Annotated in this window: 18 protein-coding genes; all 18 read right to left on the bottom strand. The window is 38.9% G+C overall.

Features of this window, described 5'->3' with window-relative positions; translation table 11 throughout:
- Positions 1 to 39: 39 nt before the first annotated feature.
- The 18 genes from ENH88_RS08060 to tssJ all read right to left on the bottom strand — a co-directional run bounded on the left by ENH88_RS08060 (position 40) and on the right by tssJ (position 22,806).
- Positions 40 to 396, bottom strand: a complete 357-nt coding sequence (locus tag ENH88_RS08060) for a hypothetical protein (RefSeq protein ID WP_192542322.1) — start codon at positions 394 to 396, stop codon at positions 40 to 42.
- A 7-nt stretch (positions 397 to 403) separates the two neighbouring features.
- Positions 404 to 2,305, bottom strand: coding sequence for a type VI secretion system Vgr family protein (locus ENH88_RS08055; RefSeq protein ID WP_304181480.1), 1,902 nt, complete (start codon positions 2,303 to 2,305; stop codon positions 404 to 406).
- 73 nt (positions 2,306 to 2,378) lie between these two features.
- Positions 2,379 to 2,858, bottom strand: coding sequence for an Hcp family type VI secretion system effector (locus ENH88_RS08050; RefSeq protein ID WP_024032870.1), 480 nt, complete (start codon positions 2,856 to 2,858; stop codon positions 2,379 to 2,381).
- 238 nt (positions 2,859 to 3,096) lie between these two features.
- Positions 3,097 to 5,703 carry a type VI secretion system ATPase TssH gene (tssH, locus tag ENH88_RS08045; RefSeq protein ID WP_304181476.1) on the bottom strand — a complete coding sequence of 869 codons (2,607 nt, stop codon included), beginning with the start codon at positions 5,701 to 5,703 and terminating at the stop codon, positions 3,097 to 3,099.
- Positions 5,704 to 5,725: 22 nt separating this feature from the next.
- A complete protein-coding gene (gene tssG / locus ENH88_RS08040) occupies positions 5,726 to 6,715 on the bottom strand; it encodes a type VI secretion system baseplate subunit TssG (protein WP_304181475.1) in 990 nt (329 codons plus the stop codon).
- Entirely contained in the window at positions 6,712 to 8,538 is a 1,827-nt protein-coding gene (tssF, locus tag ENH88_RS08035) for a type VI secretion system baseplate subunit TssF (protein WP_304181474.1), read from the bottom strand. The genes tssG and tssF overlap by 4 nt, the downstream gene beginning before the upstream one ends.
- Positions 8,535 to 9,020, bottom strand: coding sequence for a type VI secretion system baseplate subunit TssE (gene tssE / locus ENH88_RS08030; protein WP_192542317.1), 486 nt, complete (start codon positions 9,018 to 9,020; stop codon positions 8,535 to 8,537). Before tssE ends, tssF begins: the two co-directional genes overlap by 4 nt.
- A 17-nt stretch (positions 9,021 to 9,037) precedes the next feature.
- Complete coding sequence (locus tag ENH88_RS08025; RefSeq protein ID WP_192542316.1) at positions 9,038 to 9,808, bottom strand: type VI secretion system accessory protein TagJ; 771 nt, start codon at positions 9,806 to 9,808, stop codon at positions 9,038 to 9,040.
- Positions 9,809 to 9,810: 2 nt separating this feature from the next.
- Positions 9,811 to 11,337 (bottom strand): type VI secretion system contractile sheath large subunit, encoded by a 1,527-nt coding sequence (gene tssC / locus ENH88_RS08020; RefSeq protein WP_304181471.1) that lies wholly within the window; start codon positions 11,335 to 11,337, stop codon positions 9,811 to 9,813.
- Between the two features lie 36 nt (positions 11,338 to 11,373).
- Positions 11,374 to 12,864: a type VI secretion system contractile sheath large subunit gene (gene tssC, locus ENH88_RS08015; protein WP_304181469.1), complete on the bottom strand. Its 1,491-nt coding sequence runs from the start codon at positions 12,862 to 12,864 to the stop codon at positions 11,374 to 11,376.
- Positions 12,861 to 13,364, bottom strand: coding sequence for a type VI secretion system contractile sheath small subunit (tssB, locus tag ENH88_RS08010; protein WP_064664614.1), 504 nt, complete (start codon positions 13,362 to 13,364; stop codon positions 12,861 to 12,863). Before tssB ends, tssC (ENH88_RS08015) begins: the two co-directional genes overlap by 4 nt.
- Positions 13,365 to 13,380: 16 nt before the next feature.
- Positions 13,381 to 14,490 (bottom strand): type VI secretion system protein TssA, encoded by a 1,110-nt coding sequence (gene tssA / locus ENH88_RS08005; protein WP_304181467.1) that lies wholly within the window; start codon positions 14,488 to 14,490, stop codon positions 13,381 to 13,383.
- A gap of 197 nt (positions 14,491 to 14,687) precedes the next feature.
- Positions 14,688 to 15,482, bottom strand: coding sequence for a PP2C family protein-serine/threonine phosphatase (locus ENH88_RS08000; protein WP_304181465.1), 795 nt, complete (start codon positions 15,480 to 15,482; stop codon positions 14,688 to 14,690).
- The gene (tagF, locus tag ENH88_RS07995) at positions 15,475 to 16,206 is read right to left on the bottom strand and encodes a type VI secretion system-associated protein TagF (RefSeq protein WP_304181463.1); all 732 of its coding nucleotides are present in this window, start codon (positions 16,204 to 16,206) and stop codon (positions 15,475 to 15,477) included. Before tagF ends, ENH88_RS08000 begins: the two co-directional genes overlap by 8 nt.
- Positions 16,188 to 19,688 (bottom strand): type VI secretion system membrane subunit TssM, encoded by a 3,501-nt coding sequence (gene tssM / locus ENH88_RS07990; RefSeq protein ID WP_304181462.1) that lies wholly within the window; start codon positions 19,686 to 19,688, stop codon positions 16,188 to 16,190. The genes tagF and tssM overlap by 19 nt, the downstream gene beginning before the upstream one ends.
- Positions 19,689 to 19,698: 10 nt before the next feature.
- The gene (gene tssL / locus ENH88_RS07985) at positions 19,699 to 20,979 is read right to left on the bottom strand and encodes a type VI secretion system protein TssL, long form (RefSeq protein WP_304181460.1); all 1,281 of its coding nucleotides are present in this window, start codon (positions 20,977 to 20,979) and stop codon (positions 19,699 to 19,701) included.
- 21 nt (positions 20,980 to 21,000) lie between these two features.
- The gene (gene tssK, locus ENH88_RS07980) at positions 21,001 to 22,329 is read right to left on the bottom strand and encodes a type VI secretion system baseplate subunit TssK (RefSeq protein WP_304181459.1); all 1,329 of its coding nucleotides are present in this window, start codon (positions 22,327 to 22,329) and stop codon (positions 21,001 to 21,003) included.
- Between the two features lie 12 nt (positions 22,330 to 22,341).
- Positions 22,342 to 22,806 (bottom strand): type VI secretion system lipoprotein TssJ, encoded by a 465-nt coding sequence (tssJ, locus tag ENH88_RS07975; protein WP_304181457.1) that lies wholly within the window; start codon positions 22,804 to 22,806, stop codon positions 22,342 to 22,344.
- Position 22,807 lies beyond the last annotated feature (1 nt).

Raw genomic sequence — 22,807 nt, 5'->3', positions numbered from 1 at the left:
TATTTATGCAACAGCATTATTCACATTTACAGTACTGTATTATTCAAATAGAGGAATAATTAGCAGTTTACTTTGTGAAGTTAAAATAGATAACAGTTCTATTAACTCAGCTTGATTATAATCAGCAAGTGCAACCGGACTTTGCATCACATACTGATAGAGAACCGACACTATATCTGCGCTATTTAAAGCAGGATGTAAATTAACAAAAAACTGCTTTGCGTAATAACCATTTAATGCTTTTAAATGGCTTAGCGCAGGATTAAGTAGTGGATCATCAGGTCTATTTATTGGTAAACAAATTAAATGAGGTAGACCATAACGGCAATATACAACATATCCATTATTGTTTATCCCGCTTCTAACTCCTGATTTAAAGCCGTTTATTATTTCCATATTTGCACTAATTTAACTTAATTATGCCAGCAGACAATGTAATTGCACTACCGTCAACTTTAATATTACTGCCTTTAATATCGATATTAGTGCCTTCAATTGTAATATTACCGCTGCTGCTCATTTTTATTTGCGCAGATCCGGTTTTTATAACAATTTCATCGCCAGCTTCAATATTTAATGTTTTGCCAACTTTGAGCGTATCGTTTTCACCAATTTCACTAACACGATTTGTTTTTACATTTAAGGTATCGTTATTGCCAACGTCTACTGTACGATCATTGCCAATGAGCACCTTATTGTCATTACCAATTTCGACATTATGATCGTTATCAGTTTTGTCATTTTGATCGTTTTTAACGTACAGTTGTTTATCTTTTTCCGCCTGAATATAAACAAGCTCACTGCCCTTTTTATCTTCAAAACGTAGTTCGTTAAAGTTGTCTGCTCCGCCTTCTTTGGTAGAACGTGTTTTAATACCGCTTTGTGTTTTTTCAGCGGGTAAGGCGTAAGGAGGCATTAAATCAGCATTATAAATAGCGCCACTGATAATAGGCTGATCAGGATCGCCATTTATAAAATCTACTAAGACTTCTTGCCCTACACGTGGGAAGAAAAATGCGCCCCACTTCTTGCCAGCCCAGTTTTGAGCAACCCGGATCCAACATGAACTCTTGGAATCTTTTTTACCTTCGCGGTCCCAGTCAAATTGCACTTTCACGCGACCATACTGGTCAATCATGATTTCATCAGCGCTGTCGCCGGTAACAATAGCGGTCTGAACTCCATTTATTACAGGCTTTTTCTTATTAACTTGTGCTCTGTATGGAATTTCTTTTGGTACACATTCAAAATGGTTTGCATACACTTCTTCTGCACCAGCCTGCTGCGCACCGGACTGGTTTGGCACTGTGATTGATGTCATCATCGAGGTAATAACGAATGTTTTACCCTCTAATCTCGGATCTTCATGCTTTTTAAAACTAAATAATTTACCAACAGTAAAAGAGCGGCAATCGCTTCGGCCACTTGAAAGTTTCATATCGCGTTGCAGCGATTCTAATTGCACAGAGGCTAAATTTGCAGCCCGTGGGTGGCACTCTGCTTCACCTGTATATTCGAATACTTCAGAGACTGATTGTGTTGGTAACTCTGGATTAGCCTGCTCACCATCAGGGTATCTTGATGGTTGTTTAAAATCATAACCAACACGCTTAAAGCTACCAGGGGCTAAGCTCAATCCGCCTTGCCAACGCGAAATATGCGACGTGCTTAGGTGTCCTGTTGAATACACAACTTTACTTTCATCACACACTTCATAAGCGGTAATATCATCAGCTAAAACAAGCGTGTGAGCACTATTACTGTGCTCGAAAAAATAAAAAATGCCTTCTTGCTGCAGTAAGCGCTGAATAAAATCAAAATCGGATTCTTGATACTGAACACAGTATTCGTATTTTGGGTAGGTTTTGCTGGTTTTATCTGAAAAGGCGACATTATGCTGGCCAAATAAATCAGCAAAAATATCTTTAATGGTTTTTTTCTGATATATGCGACTGTTCTTACGGTTACGCATCGAGGCGGCAAATGGAACAATCGTTGCCTGATAATCAATATAGTTTTTTTGTTCGTCAATATCGGCTGTACGGCTGCCATTTGACACAAGGTGACTAACAATACCGTGATAATAACGCTCACCACCACCATCAGCATTTTTTACTTTAATGGATACGGGTTTACCGACTAAGTCTTCGTGAGCTATTTGCTGGCCAATTGTATACATGTTAGCTGACATAACAAATAAATCAGACATTGCCTCTTGGGCAACAAAGCGAGTTAAATAAAGGGCATCTTTACCAGCAGGGGTGCTAATTTGAATTACGTTTTTATCTTGTGTAGCTTTTTGCATTCCTTGCTTTTCCCATCCTAAAGATCAAAAAAAGCTCTGAGCAAAGCCCAGAGCCATTACGAGACAACAAATATTACATTTGTTGACCTTTAACACCGCTGTAACCATATACAAGTGGAGCAGTAATGTTATTTTTGTCATCAGTAGGAGTAACAGTCATCATCATTTCTGTGTAGCTGATAGTGATTGTTTCGATCGGACGATCGTTTTGTACTGATACTGAATAGCTAGAAATCATTGCATCGGTAAGTTCGATTTTCATGATTTCTTCAACTTTATCACCTTGCTTAGTGATATGGAAAATAGCTGGAAGACCTTTACCAATTGTTGCTTCTTTGAAAAGATCCGGAGATGCTTTATCTTGAAGTTTAGTAATTGTTACGTCACCAAGACGAGTAGAGCTTGACTCACGGTCCATCGCTGTACCAGTCGCAGCACTAATTTCACGGCTTACGTTCCAATCTAAAGATAATACTGTAATTAAATCTTTAAAAGACTCAGCAGTTGTTTCGCCTTTGATTGAACCGTACTTTAAATATGTATTTGCTTGCATTTGATAATGCTCCTTTTTATTAAACAATGTTATCCATTTAGCCTGGATTCTTTTCTTTGGTTTCCCAAAACTTCCTTTGAAATCATTATCTCTAATACTGCAATGAAAAGGCCCTAAAAATCCTTTCCTTAGACGAAGACAATGTCTCAAAATTCCATGTAGTGATTTAAGGCACCAAAATTATAATGCCATAAAATTTAATAAACAACCTTATTAGCGGTTATTTATTAAATTATTTTTAATTAATATTAAGCTCAAATTCATTATCTTTAACTTTCAACAATATATTATTTATTTCGTTATTTTCTATCATACTGAAAAGTAGGACTTCAGAAAGCATTGGCAACACTTTATTTTGCAATATTGTATGAATATTTCTAGCACCTGACCCAGCGTTTTGGCAGTTTGCAACAATATAGTCAATAACGTCATCATTATAAGCCAACTCAGCATTATAATTTTTATCAACTCGCTTGATTATTTTAGCCAATTGAATCGCTGCAATTTCAGTAAGGATATCATCACTTAATGGAATATAAGGAATGACATTAATACGACCTAAAAATGCTGGTTTAAAAGCAGTAAGTAAATCATCTTGTAAGGCCTTTAATAAACCTTTGATACTTGGCTTACTCTCTTCGTCTTCAAATAGGCTCATAGTGGTATCTGTGCCCACATTTGAGGTCATAATGATAATGGTGTTCTTAAAATCAATATCACGTCCTTCGCCATCTTTGATGGTGCCCTTATCAAAAACTTGATAGAAAATATCTTGCACACCAGGGTGCGCTTTTTCCATTTCATCTAACAACACAACACTATAAGGTTTTCGTCTCACGGCTTCAGTTAGAATGCCGCCCTCACCATAACCAACATAACCAGGAGGTGAACCTAATAATAATGAAACTTTGTGTTCTTCTTTAAATTCAGACATGTTGATCACAGTGACATTTTCTTCACTGCCATATACTTCCTGCGCTAGTGATAAAGCGGTCTCTGTTTTACCAACCCCACTTGGGCCGGCGAGCATAAATATCCCATTAGGGCGACTTTCATCGGCAAGCTGTGCCCGAGAGGTTTGTACAACTTTAGCTATTAAATCCAGGGCATGATCTTGGCCAACCACACGCTGTTTCATGTGTGATGCTAAGTTCAAAATGCCATGAATTTCATCTTCATGCATTTTACCAACAGGAATACCTGTCCAGTCTGAAATCACTTGCGCAATAAGCTCTTCACTAACCTGCCAGTGCACCATATTTTGCTCAAACGCAGCGAGCTTTTCTTTACTGAGCTTTAGTGACTCAAGCATTGCTTGTGATGCTTCTTGCTCTTGCGTATTTACAAGTTCAAGCGTTTGATTTAATTCTGAGACAATCTCTTTCTCGAGCTTAAATTGCTCGTTGAGTGGCAGTAGTTGCTGATCAATACTAAGCAATTCTGCTTTTAAATTATCTAACTGCTGCGAATGATCTAAGCCCGTTTTTTGTTCACGATTTAGCATTTTTATTTGCGTTTCAATCACACTCAGGCGATTCACTAATTGTTCTATCGTGTTAGGGGTAGACGCTTGGCTCATCGCAACGCGGGCACAAGCAGTGTCCAAAAGAGCAACTGCTTTATCTGGTAGTTGCCTTGCAGTAATGTATCGATGTGAAAGATGAACAGCACTTTCCAGCGCCTGCTCAGAAATAAATACCTTATGGTGGCGCTCCATTACAGGGACTAAACCTCGTAACATCGCAACCGCTTTTTCTGGCGTTGGCTCTTCAACTTTTACAACTTGAAAACGGCGAGTCAGCGCGGCGTCTTTTTCAAAAAACTTTTTATACTCTGCCCATGTGGTTGCAGCAATTGTACGTAATTCACCACGGGCTAGTGCTGGTTTTAATAAATTAGCAGCGTCGTTTTGACCCGCTTGACCACCACTGCCGATCATGGTGTGTGCTTCATCGATAAATAAAATAACCGGATCAGCTGAATTCTTAACTTCATTAATTAATGACTTTAAGCGATTTTCAAACTCTCCTTTCATGCCTGCACCAGCTTGTAGTAGCGCTAAGTCTAAGCTATGAATTCTTACATTTTGTAAGACAGCTGGCACATCTTTTTGCGCAATTCTAAGTGCTAGACCTTCTACAACAGCTGTTTTACCAACCCCTGCTTCACCCGTTAAAATCGGGTTGTTTTGGCGGCGTCGTGTCAAAATATCGATCATTTGTCTAATTTCAAAATCACGACCTAAAATAGGGTCTATCTTACCTGCACGTGCTTGCGCAGTGAGATCAACTGTAAATTGTTCAAGATTTGGCGTTTTAGAATTCATGCTTGCTTGTGTTGCCGTCGCATTTTGCGCTGCATGGTTGCGCTCTTGTGATTGCGCCACAATTTCAGGCCAAGCATGTAATAGCTGGCCCGGATCAATTTTATTAAATAACTTACTACAGCGGGTAACCAAACTAGCTAGCGTGTCGTCTTTCGTTAATGTATAAATAACATATGCACTGCGAATTTGCTGATCCGTAAATTCTATACTGGTACTTAACCAAGATTGTCTTAATAGACTCGTAACATGCACAGATAAACTAGGCGAAGACTCACTCCCGGTTTTGAAAGATTCAAGTGACTGATTTAAATCCTGTTTCACTTTATCAATGTCGATATCAAATGAACCAAAAATAAGCCTAACATCATCAAGCTGCTGCTCGACCATGGCGAGTAACCAATGCTCAAGTTCAACCGTAAAGTGACTGCGGCTATTACAAATTGCAACAGCCGCCTCAAGGCTTTTTCTGCAGTCGGGACTCAGTTTTTCAACTAATTTATTCAGTGTCATCGAAGACATACTCTGTTCCTTTTAATTTTAATTATCCCTTAAACGATAACTTAGTAGGGTTTGATTTTGATTTGTCATGCTGTACCGCTAAGAAACTATTCGCTCCTAGCTGACAATTACTCTGCGCTAGCGATACAGAACCTAAGCTTGCAAAGTGCGATTCAATGACTAAACGAAAATTAATGGCATTACCCACATAATCTTTGGTAATTTTGTTAGCTAATTTGAATAACGTTCCATTGGGTAGTAATAATTTGGCCTTTTGTGGATCATCTGTCGCAATATTTACTTCAATGTTCGACGATGCATCCCACACTTTTTTACCTAGCATTGTATCTATGCCTAAGCGAGCATGTTGGCCCTCATATAACGCTTGGCTCGCTAAACAGGTTTGCTCTTGTGCATCTAAATTATGCCATTGACCCACCATTTGCTTAATTGTGACTTGGCAATCTAAATACGACGATAAAATGTTTTTTAAATCAAATGCGTTTCTAATTTTTCGACTATACAAACCGGCAAAATAAAGTTGGTGTTCGTTATAACCACCACTCAGCAAGCCCAAAATTTGTGTATAGGGATCTTTATTTCGAGCGCTGTTAGTATGATTAAGCGACGGCTTATATTTTTTCCATGCACGGTAATACAAAGAGACTAAACGGTGATTAAACATGTCGTAAAAATCACGCATGGTAGTGTCTTTATAACGTAAGCGCTGCATCACCAACTCACTGTAAAACTGTGGTAATGCGCCAGAGCACCCTGTTAAGCCCATAAACGAAACTTGCATATGCACTTTATGTAAGCCATCTTCAAAGCTAATTTCTTCAAGCTTGGTAATTGCATTCCCTGGGTAACCAAACTTTTGGGTTGCCGTAAATTTAATCAATTCTAACTTAGGGCTACTATCGTAACCTACATGGCGATACTCTAAACCACGCTTTTTAAGCTGCTTTTCAACGATAAAAACAGCTTTATAAAAATCAATTTGTGAGGCTTGCGAAATTAGCTGCTTGATCATAAAAGTGGATTATCTCCCACTCGCGCAGGCCATTGATAATAAATCTGTTCCTGCTCTTTTAATCTAAGACTAAGGCGCGTGTAACTATTAATTGCAGCAAATTGTGCAAAGAAATGGTCTAAAATCGCAGCAAAGAAAAACATACCGCTACCAGAGAAATCATCATTGGCAAAGGTGATTTCAATTTCACTGCCGGTGGCAAAGCTCACGCGTCCTTGTTGCACAACTCTTGCCGTTGAAGGGGCTATTTTTAAGCGATAGATATTATCAATCATGCCTTTACTTTGCGGCGTCGCCCTGAAGTCATAGAGCCTTAAAATTTCTTTTAATCGATTACAAGCATCATCACCACTGAAGGTATCCAACGTTAAATGGTTTACTAATTGCCATCTTGTTGCATCGGCTAAAATAGGTCTAACAGCATGGGTAAAAGGAGTGAGGCAACGGATTTTTTTTATTACATCTCCGCGCTCTGGCATTAATAACCCCAATTCATCATCGCCAAACGGCATACTGGCAGGCAAGTTCCTGTTGCTACATTTCGCTCTTACCGTTAAAACAGAGTTACCTTCACCATATTCCAATGCACTGTTTTCAAATGTAGCATCAACCAGTGACATAAAAGTCTCAGTACCCGACTCTACATAGCCTCCAGCCCATGAGGCTGTTTCTCTGCGAATATGCCAAAATAAATCATTATGGCCTTGATACTTTGGATGAGTTTGCCCATAAAAAGGTGATACCACTTGTTTATTGCCTTTATGGTCAAACGCAATCACTTCAGAAATGGCAATCACTTCGGAGATTTCAGAGTCCATATAACGCGGTGTTAATTGGTACTCATATTCGCTTATTTGTGGCCGAATCGGTTCAAGCTCTTGCTCAAACAGGTTAATGATAGGCGTACAGCCGAGCAAAAACATGTTTTTATCGACTTGTTTTTCAAGCTCATTTGACTCAGTATCGAGGTAAATATAAATTTCACATCGGTTTGATTGCTTGGGTAGCGAAGCTCCTATGCCATCAATTTCAAAAAACCGAAATTTTTCAGGAAACGTAAAGTTCTCAACAAGTAGACGATAGCCACCGGATGAGCGCTGCGAGTAAGGAACAACGGCTTCATGCGGCTCAAAACCAACGGCTTTAAGTTGGTTTTTTGATAAATACTTGATCCCTTCTTCACCATTATCTATGGCTATACCAATAGCGTGTTTAAAGAGTAATTCGTACACTTTTAAGGTGTGATGCCACTGCCCATTGATAAACACTCGCAGCTTTTCAAGCCCTGTTTCAGCGAGTGATACTCCTTTGTATTCACCGCTTAATTCAAGCTTGAAAATTGATTTAGCTCGCTCGTGCCAACGAGGTTTAGGAGCAACAAAGGGACTGTTATCAAATTGAGCATGGGTAATTTCAACGGGCCATAAGTAAGTTTCATAGCATGTTTGAAACTTACACTGCTTCATAGACTCTACGTTGGTTTCAACTTCACTGGCCCTTGGAATAACCACGCCCGCTGTAGATAAGTTTTCAGCTTCTAGCTTAACAACTGACATTGACGGAATTGGCGCTTGGTAATCAGGCAACATTTGCCCTAATAACGCATCCGTTAATTCAGGGAAACTATCATCTAATTTTTGTCTAATGTTGGCGGTTAAAAAAGCAAAAGACTCTATTAATCGCGATACGTGTGGATCTTCAATATGATCCTCACTCAACTTTAAACGACCGGCTACTTTTGGGTATTTTTCAGAGAAATCTTTACCTAAGTGACGCACAAATGCTAATTCACGATTGTAATATTTTAATAATTCATCGTTCATAATGACGCCTCAATAATCTTCATGCCAAGGTTCACTGGCTCTACTTCTGAATCAAAACTAATAAATTCAGGCTCGGGATCAGCGTACAAAAGTGCATTGATCCTTAAATTAAGCACCCTGTTTATTGGCACATCTTCATCTGTAAATACTTCGACTTCTAAGAAGCGTGGTTCAAACTTTAAAATTGTATTTCTGACGGTCTCACATAACAGTGCCCGTCCCTCATGAGAACTCACTGACATACTTGAAAAGTCAGGCAAACCATAAGATAAGCATGACGTCGACAATTCATTATATTGAGCAGGCCAGGTATGCCATTGAATACGGGCATTTAACAAAGCTTCAATATCTCTGCGCACATTTTTACGCAGTTCACTGATGCTGATCCCTTCAGTACGAGAGGGTGCATCTTGAAAGTTTGGCTCATCATCAATCAATCGATCAAGGATGGATGCTTGTAGCTGTTGCTTATGCTCTATCATGACAATTTAACTTTCTGTTACGCTGTTTCTAACGAGCTTATTTGTAAGTCAGGTATGGTGATTGCTTCGTCATTAGCAAAAACCATTTTCATCCCTTTCCCTACCATAAAATCAGTATTAAGTTCTTGCCAGTCTGTGACTTGGCCAAGCTTTTCAAGATCTGACTCGGAATTAGTATAAATAAGTGGGAGATGGGCAGTGCCAGATGGGCCATCTTTAATTGTGATTTCAACTCTTAACCAAATGGTTTCAAGTAAAGATTCTACCGGTGCTATTTTTAATGAATCGATTTCATTAAAGTTAGCGAGATAAAACTCACCATTAGTGCCTAACACCTCTAAATATGGGCCTAACGTATCATCTAAGTCGCGCGTTGTAGAGCCGTCATCGTGTGAGCTTCTTAATTCTTCCATTTCTTTTGCAAGCCCAGCCGCTTGCTCAATCTCACCTTCTTGCAAAGCCACATGCATTTTTAAGAACAGCGTATCGAGTTCATCTGCGTCATGAAATAGTTTAGGGATGCCCTTTCCTTGGTAGAAATCAATTCTAGATTGTTGAGCGCGAATTAAATGTCTTAAATTAATTGCCCCAACTGCAAACTCAGGATTCTTTTGCACCATAAAATCAATCTGCTTATCGGCTTTTTCAAGCTCACCATTGATGCAAAGAAGTTCTGAATAAAGACTTCTTACATCATAATTTAATGGTTCATCTTGCAGCTCAGTTGCGCAAGAAGCTAACGCTTCAGCAAGTTTTCCCTCACGGATGAGGCTGGTTATTTTTTTCATGACTATTCCTTTATTTTGTGATGAGGACTGAGCTCTGTAATTAATTTAATACTGGAGACCATTTGATCTAATTGAAAATGGGGCTGTAACTGCAAAACTGAAAAATAGTGATCAGGATTCGCCTTATTTTCGCTTACTTTTATTTTTGCATTACTCAGTGGATACTTACTTCTCACATATTCAGACGCTGAGTCTGACGCGGTTGTATAATTATTGATCCATGCCTGTAAATCGCGCTCACATGCTTGTGCTGTGTTATATGAACCAACTCGGTCCCTTGCTAATAGCTTTAAATAGTGAGCAAACCGAGAGACACACAAAATGTATTGCAACATAGATGACAAACGGGCATTGATGTTTGCTGCACTTGATTCATAATTTTTTGTTTTTTGAACTGATGCATTACTATAAAAAACAATATGTTCGGTGTTAGTAACGGACGAAGTTGGGATAAACCCAAGTTCCGAAAATTGCTTTTCAAACTTACTCGTGACCAGCAAATCAAGTGGTGGTTTTGATTCTTTTTGATAAATATCATTGGCAAAATTATCCTTAGCTAACCCTGTCACTAATCCCTTTGATACCTTGCCGGGTTCCATGCCACGAATGTGTCCAAACCAGCCACTGTCACAGTAAGCGCGAATAATCGTTGAAACAAATTGATACGCAGCATTTCCCCACAGCATATCCGTTTCAGGGTCATTAATGTGCTCTTTAAAATAAAAATCTTGATGACGTTTACCGTCATTTTTATAAGGAGGTCGCACTAAAACATGGGGTAAGGTGAGTCCTACAAATCGAGCTTCTTCCATGCTTCTAAAGCTTTGCCACTTAATATATTCAGGTTGATCAAATTGATTAAACAAATCTGAGTGATAACCTAAATCTGAAAAATTATCTGCACCAAATAAACTTGCAGAAGCAGAGCAAATAAACGGTGCAAAAGCCGCGGCTGCGGTACGCGATATTTCTTTAATTGTGTCGATATCGTTGTAAATAGACCCTTGTGAAAACATGTTACTGATTTCGTAATCACCAATTACGACTCCGAAAGGTTCACCACCGGCACTATCAAATTCACTTTGGTACAACAACTGAAAAAATAAGCTTTGGTCAAAATCGATTGCTTTATTAACATCTTTTGAAAGTGTTGCCCAATCACAGTTCAATACTTTTATTTTTACTTTATTTTCTTTGTCGTATTGCTCTGTTTGTAACAGCAACCACCATAGGTTTCGCCAACTTGCTTCTAATTTTTGAAAGCGTGGTTGATGAATTATTAAATTTAATTGATTTGATATAAGCTGATCGAGTTCAACGATAACTTTTTGTAAATAAGGACTTAGTGACTCTTTACTCCATGTAATAGGTGAATCAGAAGAGCCTTCAAGCCATAATAACAAGGCCTTGTCTAAGTTTTTTTCATACAAAAAACGGTCAAGCAAGGCATCATTATCACTTATACGAGAGTGCGACTTTTGGAAAAAAGTAACATCTTGATTTATAAATGAAAACTCTTCATGATTCATTTTACAGCATTATCCTTAACGCTAAAGATCGGATGATTAACCGATCTCAGGAATTTTAGCTACTAAACGTAAAGAAGACGTTAGTTCTTCCATTTGTAGCCAAGGTCGTAACCATGCAACTGCATTGTATGCACCAGGTTGACCCGGTATTTCTTTAACAGATACTTTGGCATCCGCTAATGGATAACGTGCTCTAATATCTTGGCCACCACCTTCTGTCGCGTTGACATACGATAGGATCCAACGATTTAACCAAGACTCAACGTCTTCAGCTTCCATGAAGCTACCGATTTTATCGCGCGCCATTACTTTTAAGTAATGTGCAAAGCGTGATGTTGCCATCAGGTATGGTAAACGTGCCGAAATAGCAGCGTTGGCAGTCGCATCTGGGGTTGAATAAATTTGTGGTTTTTGACAACTTTGACCACCAAAGAATACGGCGTAATCAGTATTTTTATAATGACAAAGCGGTAAGAAACCAAGCTTGCTTAATTCAGCCTCACGTCTATCTGTGATACCGATTTCTGTAGGGCATTTAAGATCAGGGTCGCCGTCGTCACTAGTGAAAATATGGGTCGGTAAGCCTTCAACTTTACCACCACCTTCTGCACCGCGTATTGCTGTACAAAAACCGTATTGAGAGAATGCTTTAGCCATATTGGTAGCCATTGCATACGCAGCATTACTCCAACAATAGTCATTATTATCAGCGCTTAAAGAACGGCCGTCTTTAGGTTCAACGTCAAACTCTTCATAGTTAAACTCTTCAACAGGCTTAGAAGCTGCGCCATACGGTAAGCGAGATAAGAAACGAGGCATAGTAAGTGATACAAAACGAGAGTCATCACTATCTCGAAATGAACGCCACTTAGTGTACTCTAAAGATTCAAATACTTTTTCTAAATCGCGAGGTTTAGTTAGCTCTTCCCAGTTGTCAAACCCAAATAACGAAGGAGACGACGCAGAGATAAATGGGCAGAAGCCGGCAGCAGCAACATTAGACATTAAACTTAAAGTTTCAACATCTTCTGGGTGATTTGTAAATTCAAAATCCCCTACAATTGTGCCATATGGTTCACCACCAGGCGTACCAAATTCAGCTTCATAAATTTTCTTAAATGTTTGGCTTTGATCAAATTCAACCGCTTTACTTAAATCTTTATGAAGTTCTTTTTTCTTCATATTAAGTACACGAATTTTTAGTGTTGCACTGGTATCTGAGTTCATCACCAAATGGTGTAGACCACGCCATGAACCTTCAAGCTTTTGAAATTCATCGCTGTGCATTACTACACTTAGCTGCTTTGATATTTTTTGATCGATTAACTGAATAGCTTCATTGAATGTCACAGTCATGTTTTTATTCCACTGGACTGTACCTTTCATTGCTTCTTCAGTTAATGTTCTTAGTAACTCTTCTGCACGGCTCGCATCTGTTTGCTTAGTAGCACCAATAGCTTGTTCTAATAGCGAAGAAGTTACTTCTGAAGTTGACTCTAACTCAGCACTTAATTGTTCTGTACTCATTTTTCAGTCTCCTCTAATTTCAGTTCCTTAGCAATTGAATCTAAACTTGCAGTGTTACTTAAAACTTCTTCAAGAACATTTTCAAGTTCTTCTGAGCGGTCAATTTTAGTCATAAGATCGCGTAATTTATTCCGCGTTTCCATTAACTTGCGCAGTGGTTCAACTTGATTCACAACGGCTGCTGGCTCAAAGTCATCAATCGATTTAAAGTTCAAGTTAACTTCAAATTGAGTACCATCATCATTAAGCGTATTATCTACGTCTAATTTTAAAGACGGGCTCATGCGCTTTAAAACATCATTAAAGTTTTCGCGATCTATTTGAATAAATCGTCTATCTTTTAGTGGCTTAAGTGCATCAGTATTGTCACCTGAAAAATCCCCCATAACGCCAACTACAAACGGTAATTCTTTCTTTACCGCAAGACCTTCGGTTTCGACATCATAGGTGATGTGCACACGTGGTTTACGAACTCGTTTTAATTTATCGTGGATACTCATTGAGAACTCCTTTTACTTATGTTTCAGTTTCGCTGATCTTAATGCCAGACAACTTAAAGTATCCAGTCCTAGCATCACTATCTGTAATTAATTCATTTAATAATTCAGGTAGCGACAATTCGCTCCATCGAATTACCTGCTCTATGGTGTAAGACATAGGTGAGTGTGGTTCTGTTTTTCGAAAATAAGAGGCTATTTCTTTAAGTTTTTCAATGGCATTATCTCTAGAATTAATTTCTAAATTGTGTGCCTTGGCCACTTGTGTATGAGTAACCTCACCATCTTCTAACACCACCTCTTGTACTGCTTGCGCTAAGTCTTGCGCTTTTTGGTCGGCTGCGAGTTTATCAGCTGCAATGTGATTCACAGCGGTTAAACTCTCTTCCAATGCTTGTTTAATATTAGAAGTCGGTTGTGACTGAGCGGTAACGCGATCGAGTACATCACTTAGTAGTGCGAATTGCTCAATCGCAGCCGTTATATCATTTCTTAGGTTTACAAAAAATTCAGTGCTCGTTTCTGCTGCGCTTTTTTCGATTAGCTCAAAGTCGACAGCACCTTGCGTTAGCTTCTTGTCTCTTTTTTCTTCACTTAATCTGGATATGTCATAGCCTTGTTGATATTCCCAAAAAGAAAATGAATCAACACTCACACTTTCTGTCAGCGCTATGCTTTTGATCGGTATAATTAAGGTGCCTTCGCCAGCCACACCATTTAAGCCAACTAACGCAGAGACTTTGTCAGAGATTTCATCATCAGCATCAAGAGCTGGATATAAATCATCAAAATAATTATCGAGTAAGGTATGGGCAACTTGAAAACCAAATGCTAGTCCTTTAAAGCCATGTACGCGGCACAGTGCTTCAATAAACCACGCTAAGTAGTCAATATCTTTACTTTCTGTTTTTAACGCTTTACTGGATAGCTCTAACAACGGCAACCAGTCTCTGGCTAAAGTCGCAATGCCTTCTTCATCGACAAGCGCATTTCTTTCTGCCGCACGTAATTGGTTTCGTAAATCTTTTAACGCGTAATAGGTAGACGCAGGAGTGACGTCTGAGCGCGGGTCAATACCTGCAATCTCAGTGTCTGAAATAGGGGAAACATACTCTTCAAAAACAAACATTCCATTGTCCTAATAATTGTCCATAAAACCCAAACAAAGTAAAGCGGACTCCATATTACATTTTTTATTTAAAATTACAAGCCTAGTTACACCCTAGTTTATACCGCTTTATTAAATAATAAACCGGCATATTATATCTAAGTCCATAAACTTATTTATTTTTTTAATATATAGCCATTAAAAATTAATTTTAATATTTACTTTGTAAATAATGGGATCGTAGCCTCATCCTGAACATTAAATGAATGAGATTTATAATTACTAATCCCTTTATCGTATTTAATCAAAATACAGGTTACATTATCTTTCGCACCCCGAACAAGGGATGAGTGCATAAGCGCCATACCAGAGTCGATTATACTTGTTGGCTCTAATGAGCGATGAATATCATTATCAGATAATTCGCCAGTTAATCCATCTGAGCACAATAAAAATATATCGCCTGATTTTACATCATTTTGTACCACATCAACGTTAACGTCTTGTGTAACTCCCACTGCACGGGTTATGACATTAGATAATGGATGATCTTTTGCTTCCTCAACAGAAATAACCCCTTCATCGATTAGATCGTTTATTTGGCTATGATCCTTTGAAACTTGTTGCAGCTGACCATTGCGCAGCAAATAAGCCCGACTATCCCCGACCCAAAGCACATAATATTGCTCATTTTTAATAAATAAAACGGTTACTGTGCTACCCGCGGTTTTACTTCCTAAATATTGCGCGCTGTACTCATTTAATTGACTGTTTGCATTTTCAATCGCGACGACAATATGCGACACAGTAAGCTCTTCAAATGTCAATTCTTCAACGGTTGATCTAATAGTATCGACGACCAGCTGACTTGCCACTTCACCCGCTTCATGGCCGCCCATACCATCAGCAACCACCCAGATACTATGGCTGTTTATTTCGACATGGGCATCTTCATTTAGCTGCCTAACAACACCACGATGGGTAATCGCATAACTGGTGCTTAATTTACTCATCAGTATTTTTTACCTGTGTATAATTCCATTCCCAGTGCTGCCATCTACCATCCAACATTGCTGCAACTTGATTAATCGCAGGGAGTCCTGCCGTTACCAGCACCATAGGCTTTATATTGCACGAGCCATGAGTCCACCAAACACTATAATCGCCATATTTTTTACATAAAACAGCATGCATTACATCTTGTAAAACCGTCTCTGTCAGCTCATCACCTGAAAACTCAAATGCATCGCCCGTTTTATTCTTATCTGTTGTATTAAAGTAAGTCAGTGCTTTACGAGTTCCTTGAACTGCATTTAAGGTTTTCGCAACTTCTTTGCGCCAAGAGAAAAGATCAACAGAGTTATCAAGTACCTTCAACACCACATCTTCATAAGCTAATGAAAAAACGCCAGAGTTAAGAACGTCAATAGGTGCATACTCCAGTGTACTAGCTACGGTAAACGGATAATGACGCCCTACCGCATCCATACTTGGCATTAAGGTACCCATAACCCCTTTATCACCAACAATATTCGCTGACAAAGCAAAATGCCAAACCGGGCCAGTTAAATAATTACCTTGCCACAGCTCCCCAAGCTGCTCTTTGCTTACAGCAATAGCAGCTTGCAGCCATTTCTCCCAGTGTTCTGAGAACTCTTTGGATACACTATCTTGCACAAAGTCACCTAAACTAGGGACTTTACCCAAATAGCCAATATTTATAATCGGGTCGGACATGAAAACTTCTCTATACTCTTATTCCAAAATGGATGCCTAATTGACTTCGGTAATAGTTCTACTTTTGCGTTGTTACCCATAAGCGCGAAATGCAATTTCAGATCTTCCCGCGTTTTATTTCGTTTGGCACTTAGCTCATCAAGCATGCGATATAGCGACCATTCACCTTGGTAAGTGGTATTTATAGAGCGCCCGCCATTAGGGGGCGTAAAAACAACGCGTGTTTTACTTTGGCCTGTGGCGCCAGGCCAGACAAAATTACTCACTCTTAATGGCCCATGTCTATAGGTCATTGATTGCCCATCAATCTCAAGCATAAAACTCGAGATTGTTTGATCTAATTCTAAAGGTTTCAAACCGAACTCAATCCTTGGGGTGCTGCTTCCACCATCAAAAAATGCGAGTTGTATTTGATAAGCAAGTTCAAACATTGCCAAAGTATCTCGGCTGATACCGATGTCTTTTTCAAATTTCCATGGTCGTGAGCTCATATCAACACTGGGGGCAACATAGCTATTAAAGAAGCTATCAATCGTACCGCCAGGTCCAAAGAATCGAGTGAAATCTTTTAAATTCACTTCTTTATCTGCAGAAGGTGAGAATGGGTAGCGACCAATAATTGCAGCATTGTATTCTCGTAATACTTTGCTTTTCCAAATCTCATTTAAGTGTCTATTGGCACTATTTTTAGTAATGTTACTGGTATCTCGACTTATATCTAACAGCCAGCTATTAAAAGGATAAGGTAAGTCACGGCTTTGAAACTCTAGTTGGCGAATAAAGCTAGGCTTACTTTTACCGCTGATTTGATCCTTGATGGAAGACTTTAACTGGTCGCCGCGATCAAGTTTGGTCAAATACACATTCAGTTCCCTAAGATTCTTTTGCATACTATCTAATTGCTGAGCATCAATTTTAAGTACATCCTCAAATGCTTCCTCAACTTGATAGCCTGGTAGCTTGATATCAAATTTTGGCGCTTCGTCAGGCAAGAACCGTTTGATTCTATTCGCCTTAGTTTGCATCGCAATTTCAGCAGCATTAGCCGCAACTTTCCCGGCAGCTTTTTGATTTTCAGAGACTGGCAGTTGAGTTAACTGAACATTTTTCTGCACCGCTAAAATGATGTTTTTGATTGGGGTTTCAGAACCAGCTAACACATCAGTGATATTGACCCCTTCAGCAGGAGAGCTATATTGGTTTAAATTTAAGTCATCGAGGAATGACTGCCAATAATAGATATAGTCCTGAAAATAACGCTGTTCTAATTTCTTTTCTATCTCATCTTTAGAGATATCATACGTTCCAGATGCTTCTTCTCCGTACACCCAGCTACTCGCCATTAGGTTTCCTAGCATCTTACTCTTTTCGATATTAAAAATGCCATGGAAGCCATTGAATGTATATAAGCCTGGAATGCTGCGAGTTAGCTCACTGTTATTACGAAATGAAAACTTTTGGGCACTTTCAAAGCTAATAATATCTGTCAGCCTAAATGGCGGAATACTACTATCGAGAAAATCAGCTTGAAGCCTTTGATATGCGCGCTCAGCAATCGGTAATTTAGTGAGCTCTGCACGTGCAATTTTAACTGCTTGGTTATCAACATCTTCATAGACAACACCTTTTTCAAGTAATGTCGCTATATGATCCATTAAATCTAGTCGAGTTTGTGTATTTTTCTCGCCGGGGAAGTTACGTTCTAAGTATGCATCAAACCAAACGATTATATCTTCACGCTCAAAATATTCCGGTTGAAACAGCATTAAATAACACTTCAATGTTTCGTACAAATAACTCAAGTGCTCTGGATGAGTTTCCATTTCCTTCGTTAAGGTATTGAGAACAAAAGGTGCCAAGAACGTTTGTAATGCTCTGTCATAAGCATCATTCGAAGATTGTTTAATTTCATTTAATTTATTAAAGCCAACTGATGACGAGTCTTGCTCATTATTAAAGGCATCACTACGCGCAGGCAATGATCTTAACGCATTAAGCCTGTCATTGAGCACCAGTACATTGCTGCGGTCAAATGATGCCGCATCTATTTCTTGATATGACTCAATTGCATCTTCAGTGACTGTGATCAGGTTATTATTCCAAGCATAACTAAAATACCATGAAGCTGAAAAACCAACCACGCAAGCACACGCCAAAGAAATACTTGCTACACGTAACCATTTGTTTTGCTTGTCATGGTGTTTGTTGGTACTTGCTAAATTTTGCTCAGGGAAAATGACTCTTTCTAAAACATTTTTTATGAAAAAACTCTTAGATTGATTTATGTAGCTGCCGCTGACGTTATTTGCATCGCTTAAAAGGCTGGCCGGTGTCCCTTCTTGAGTCGCACTGGTTAAGTATACTCCCCTAAACATAGGTAGTTCTTCATACGCATTAGGGGTGAAAATTTCTTTCAAGAATGCGTCACCAACACCTTGCAATACACGAAGTTGTCTTGGGAATTCGAAAATTTTCGCTCTGATCTCTTCATTACGTTCATTAATCAAACGACGATTTAACAGCTCTGTTAACTTAGCAATAAGCGTATGAAATTCTTTATTAAAGGCATCAACTTGGGTGTTTTTAGCTAAATCAAGTTCAAAGGTGACCCCCCAAACTTGCTCACATTCTTCTTCACTTAATTCGGCAAAAAACTCTCTAAAACCTTCGATTAAATCAACTTTTGAGAAAATCACGTAGACAGGAAAAGTCATTCCTAGCTGATTCTGTAATTCTTGCAAACGTTGCTTAATTGCGCGCGCATGTAGGTTTCGCTCTGTTTTAGTTTGGCTCATTAACTCAGAGATACCCATACTGATCATTACCCCATTAATGGGTCGTAATGGCCGGTATTTACGCAGTAATCCTAAAAAGCCTTCCCAAGCACGTGAGTCGTGTTTTGCATGACTGCTTTGTGTGGTGTAACGCCCTGCCGTATCAATGAGTACAGCTTTATTAGTAAACCACCAATCACAATTTCGAGTGCCACCGACACCATGGATCAAATCAACCCCGAGCTTATCTTTTAATGGATAGTCTAAGCCTGAATTGTTGATCACCGTTGTTTTTCCAGCTCCAGGTGGCCCTATCATGATGTACCAAGGCAATTGATAGATATTCTTTCCCTTAAAGAGTTTTACATCTTTAAGTAAATCAATGGCTTCACCCATTCTTGTTTTTAAAGTCGTAATTTCTTCATTAACTTCATTACTGTTTGAGTCATCGCTATCGATTAACTCATTGGCCATTTTTTCATCTCGTTTACTTTGTCGAGTCAAACGGTATATTTTCGTGATCGCAAAAATAAGAATAACCACTAAAATGGTAAATAATCTTGAGGCAACACTTGCCAGTGGCACATAACCTGCGATGGCAATCAATGGCCCGCCAAACCAAATTAGTAATGACAGTGCGCTAAAACCAATAATTAGCATTGCGGTACGCGATGTAAGTAGGTATCTGATTTTCTGTAAAAAGTTCATTCCAGCCCCATTAAAATAATAAATCAATTTCAATTCGTCGGTTTAATGACCGAGAAGCTGAATCTGAATTGCTAGCGATTGGTTCGGCAGCACCTTTACCTTCCGGCCATAAGCGGCCGCTAAGGTTAGTACTTTTAGCCATAGAATTAGCAACTTGCGTTGCTCTAGCTAAAGAAAGATGCCAATTAGAGGGGTATTTGTCGGTGCGAATAGGCGTGTCATCGGTATGGCCTGTAATTAAAATACGCCCCTTTGTACCTTCTAAACTCAGTGCTAGTTTTTCAAGTATTGGCTGAAATGAAGGTAATAACTTTGAGTCTCCTTGGTTAAACAAGCTTTCACTATTGATAGTGATCCGAATGCGATCATTGCTCTTTTCGATAGAGACTATCCCCATCTGAATCTCAGTTTGTAAAAGTTGTTCTAACACTTGCAGTTGCTGATCTTTTTTATCAACACTGTGCGTTTGTGCTAATGGATGGATCACCGCCAACTTCTCATTCACCAATACAACTTGGTCATTAAGTTTCATATTGATAAACAGATAGACTATTAATAATGCTAAACCTAACACTGAAAAAATAACCCAAAGAGGTACTTGATTTCTAAGTTCAACACCTGCTGCAACTCGTTCTTTCCAATTAGGCGATAACTTGTTGCTAATAGGTCCATCTAACTGATTTAATAGGTGATAAATGCGAGAACGATACTCTTCAACTTTATTATCGCCAACACTATCAACCCGATACTTGCCCTTAAAACCTAAATTTAAGCAGTGATACTGTAATTCTAAAAACGCTTTATGTTGCTCTGGTTGCCCAAGTGCATTATCCAATAGAGTATAAAAATACTCGCCACCAAAGGTTTCTTTATGGAAAGTTGACAACAAGCTCTCATCAGCCCATTCCATCGAACTCCACTTAGCGTTTAAAACAGATTCATCTAACACTGCACATAAACAATAGCGTGAATTTTCAATTACTTCTTTGGGTAGTATCTGGTTTCTAACTTCAACCTCAAAACGCTTGATCGCTTCAACGCAGCGATGCTTCAAAGCGGCTAAATTTGTCATTTCTTTAGCTTGGTTGATTGATATAACCAGTGAAAAGCAATCGGTAGCAGCTTCTAGTAATGGGTTTTTGAAAATAGAAACTTTCGCATTACTAGAAACAGCATTTGCTATTGGCTCAATAGACATCACTGTTTTTTCAGGATCAGTCGTTGCTTTTGAGTTATTTGAAATGTCACGCCCAAGTCTGCCAGGGCGTGGTTTGATAATGGTTTCATCCATTGAAACTCTTCCTTTTAACAGTTAAGTTCGTATAGCCCAAAGGCTTAATTGTAACTCTGGGTAACTACCAGATAAGTGAATGGCGATGCCACCACTAGTGCGCAGCTTATCCCAATGCTGACCATGCTTGTTCAACTCAAAGTAATGAAAACCTGCATGATACGGAATTTGCCTTGGTGCTGTAGGTAAACTGCTGATTGTTATACCTGGTATCTGGTTATTAACTAGATCACGAATAGTTTCAACGCTACCGATTTTAACCTGAGAAGGTAAAACTTTACGTAACTCTTCATGGGGAACACTCGCCTTAATAGCGAGAATAAACTGCCCAGAATCAAGAATCGATTTATCTTTTAATGCACCAAAGGAAATACCAAATTTACTTTGCTCAAGCTTAATTTCTGTCGCTGTTTGCTCAATCACATGACTTAAAGATTGATATAAGAAGTTAACGATTTCACCAAATACGGCCCCTAAATTATCATGTTCATATTTAGGAAGTTTAGGAACTCGTTTATTAGCAGTACTGAATGTTGCCAGTTCACCCGACAGTTCAATTAAGCGTGTATAAAGAATATTTGGATGTAAATTATTAACCGTTAACAGGCTATCAAATACCGCATCGTATTTATTAAGCGTTTGCAGCATTATAAAATCAGCAACCGAGGTGCTGCCCGCATAACCTTGGCATAGGCGCACAGCAATGCTCTCTGATCGTTGCTTGATCATTGAGCCTATCTCTCTTACTAACCCTAATAGAGGCTTGCATTGCGCTACTTTTAACGAAGCTGGAATAAACTTACTATCAAGCTTGATCCTACCTTCAGTACTAACTTCTGCAATTTTAGCCAAAGGTAGAAGTATAAATCCAGCGTGATCATCTGACCCTAATACCAGTTTGCTGTAAATTTTTGCAACCTGAATGGTCTCTTGTGATTGCGGGCCCAATGAATCATCATTTACCGCTAAATCGGTGAGCTTATAACGGGTAACTAAATTTTCGTCCGCAGCTGAGATGTTAATACCACTGGCTTTCAGTGCCGGGATTGCCAAATAAACAATTTCATTATAGGTGTCCTTGTTAACAACCAGCGGTTCAGGTAAAGACGTTGACCTTGGCATATCAATCGGCAGTAAATCAGGAGTAATTGCCGACAAAAAATCGATTGCAAATTGCCCTGTATTTAACAGTTCCGTGTCAATATCTAACTCTAAAATTCCCCAAGGATCAGCTAAATTACCATTACACACTTGCTTAATTAAATGTGAAAAATGTTTATCTGATTGTTGAAAGTGTTGTGGCCTTAAGAACATCCCTTCAGTCCAAGCAACACGAGTGGTATCACTCATTTTATATCCTTATTAATGCTCTCTCATGTATGTTGCAATTGATTCAACATTTACATCGATATCGTCATAACCAGTAGGATCGACTTCTATTACCGCTCTCCATCTGGCTTGATCTATATTCCTATACGCGACCACCACTCCTACATAGCGAGTATTACGATTAAGGCTCATCTCATAATTTTGTACTGAACCCGGTTGTAATTCTAACTCATCTTTTTTAAGTAAATCAGGACCTAGTAACTTTTCTGGCGCCTCATACAGACTAAAAAAGTCTTGTGTATCAAATATAGTTCTTGAACTAAGCTCAAAGATTTTCATTACAACTGGAGACGGCCGATCAGAAGTATCAGGATTTACATTTTCTGATACATTAATGATTAATTCTGTTGATGGCGGGACAAATTTATTCATTGTTGAACAACCCATTATCAAAAATAGTAAACTAAAACTCAGTATGTAGAGCTTAACGTTACGCATT

Source organism: Pseudoalteromonas prydzensis (genome assembly GCF_011050055.1).
Classification (GTDB): domain Bacteria; phylum Pseudomonadota; class Gammaproteobacteria; order Enterobacterales; family Alteromonadaceae; genus Pseudoalteromonas; species Pseudoalteromonas prydzensis_A.
The sequence above is the reverse complement of the archived record's forward strand: the minus strand, read 5'-3'. Positions and strand labels throughout refer to the sequence as shown.

Excerpts from the sequence above, each read along its gene's own strand:
- ENH88_RS08060 (WP_192542322.1), bottom strand. The coding sequence starts at position 396 with ATGGAAATAATAAACGGCTTTAAATCAGGAGTTAGAAGCGGGATAAAC.
- tssM (WP_304181462.1), bottom strand. The coding sequence starts at position 19,688 with ATGAACTTTTTACAGAAAATCAGATACCTACTTACATCGCGTACCGCA.
- tssL (WP_304181460.1), bottom strand. The coding sequence starts at position 20,979 with ATGGATGAAACCATTATCAAACCACGCCCTGGCAGACTTGGGCGTGAC.
- tssH (WP_304181476.1), bottom strand. The coding sequence starts at position 5,703 with ATGTCTTCGATGACACTGAATAAATTAGTTGAAAAACTGAGTCCCGAC.
- tssE (WP_192542317.1), bottom strand. The coding sequence starts at position 9,020 with ATGATAGAGCATAAGCAACAGCTACAAGCATCCATCCTTGATCGATTG.
- ENH88_RS08050 (WP_024032870.1), bottom strand. The coding sequence starts at position 2,858 with ATGCAAGCAAATACATATTTAAAGTACGGTTCAATCAAAGGCGAAACA.
- tssB (WP_064664614.1), bottom strand. The coding sequence starts at position 13,364 with ATGAGTATCCACGATAAATTAAAACGAGTTCGTAAACCACGTGTGCAC.
- tssA (WP_304181467.1), bottom strand. The coding sequence starts at position 14,490 with ATGTTTGTTTTTGAAGAGTATGTTTCCCCTATTTCAGACACTGAGATT.
- ENH88_RS08025 (WP_192542316.1), bottom strand. The coding sequence starts at position 9,808 with ATGAAAAAAATAACCAGCCTCATCCGTGAGGGAAAACTTGCTGAAGCG.
- tagF (WP_304181463.1), bottom strand. The coding sequence starts at position 16,206 with ATGTCCGACCCGATTATAAATATTGGCTATTTGGGTAAAGTCCCTAGT.
- ENH88_RS08000 (WP_304181465.1), bottom strand. The coding sequence starts at position 15,482 with ATGAGTAAATTAAGCACCAGTTATGCGATTACCCATCGTGGTGTTGTT.
- tssC (WP_304181471.1), bottom strand. The coding sequence starts at position 11,337 with ATGAATCATGAAGAGTTTTCATTTATAAATCAAGATGTTACTTTTTTC.
- tssK (WP_304181459.1), bottom strand. The coding sequence starts at position 22,329 with ATGAGTGATACCACTCGTGTTGCTTGGACTGAAGGGATGTTCTTAAGG.
- tssJ (WP_304181457.1), bottom strand. The coding sequence starts at position 22,806 with ATGCGTAACGTTAAGCTCTACATACTGAGTTTTAGTTTACTATTTTTG.
- tssC (WP_304181469.1), bottom strand. The coding sequence starts at position 12,864 with ATGAGTACAGAACAATTAAGTGCTGAGTTAGAGTCAACTTCAGAAGTA.
- tssG (WP_304181475.1), bottom strand. The coding sequence starts at position 6,715 with ATGATCAAGCAGCTAATTTCGCAAGCCTCACAAATTGATTTTTATAAA.
- tssF (WP_304181474.1), bottom strand. The coding sequence starts at position 8,538 with ATGAACGATGAATTATTAAAATATTACAATCGTGAATTAGCATTTGTG.
- ENH88_RS08055 (WP_304181480.1), bottom strand. The coding sequence starts at position 2,305 with ATGCAAAAAGCTACACAAGATAAAAACGTAATTCAAATTAGCACCCCT.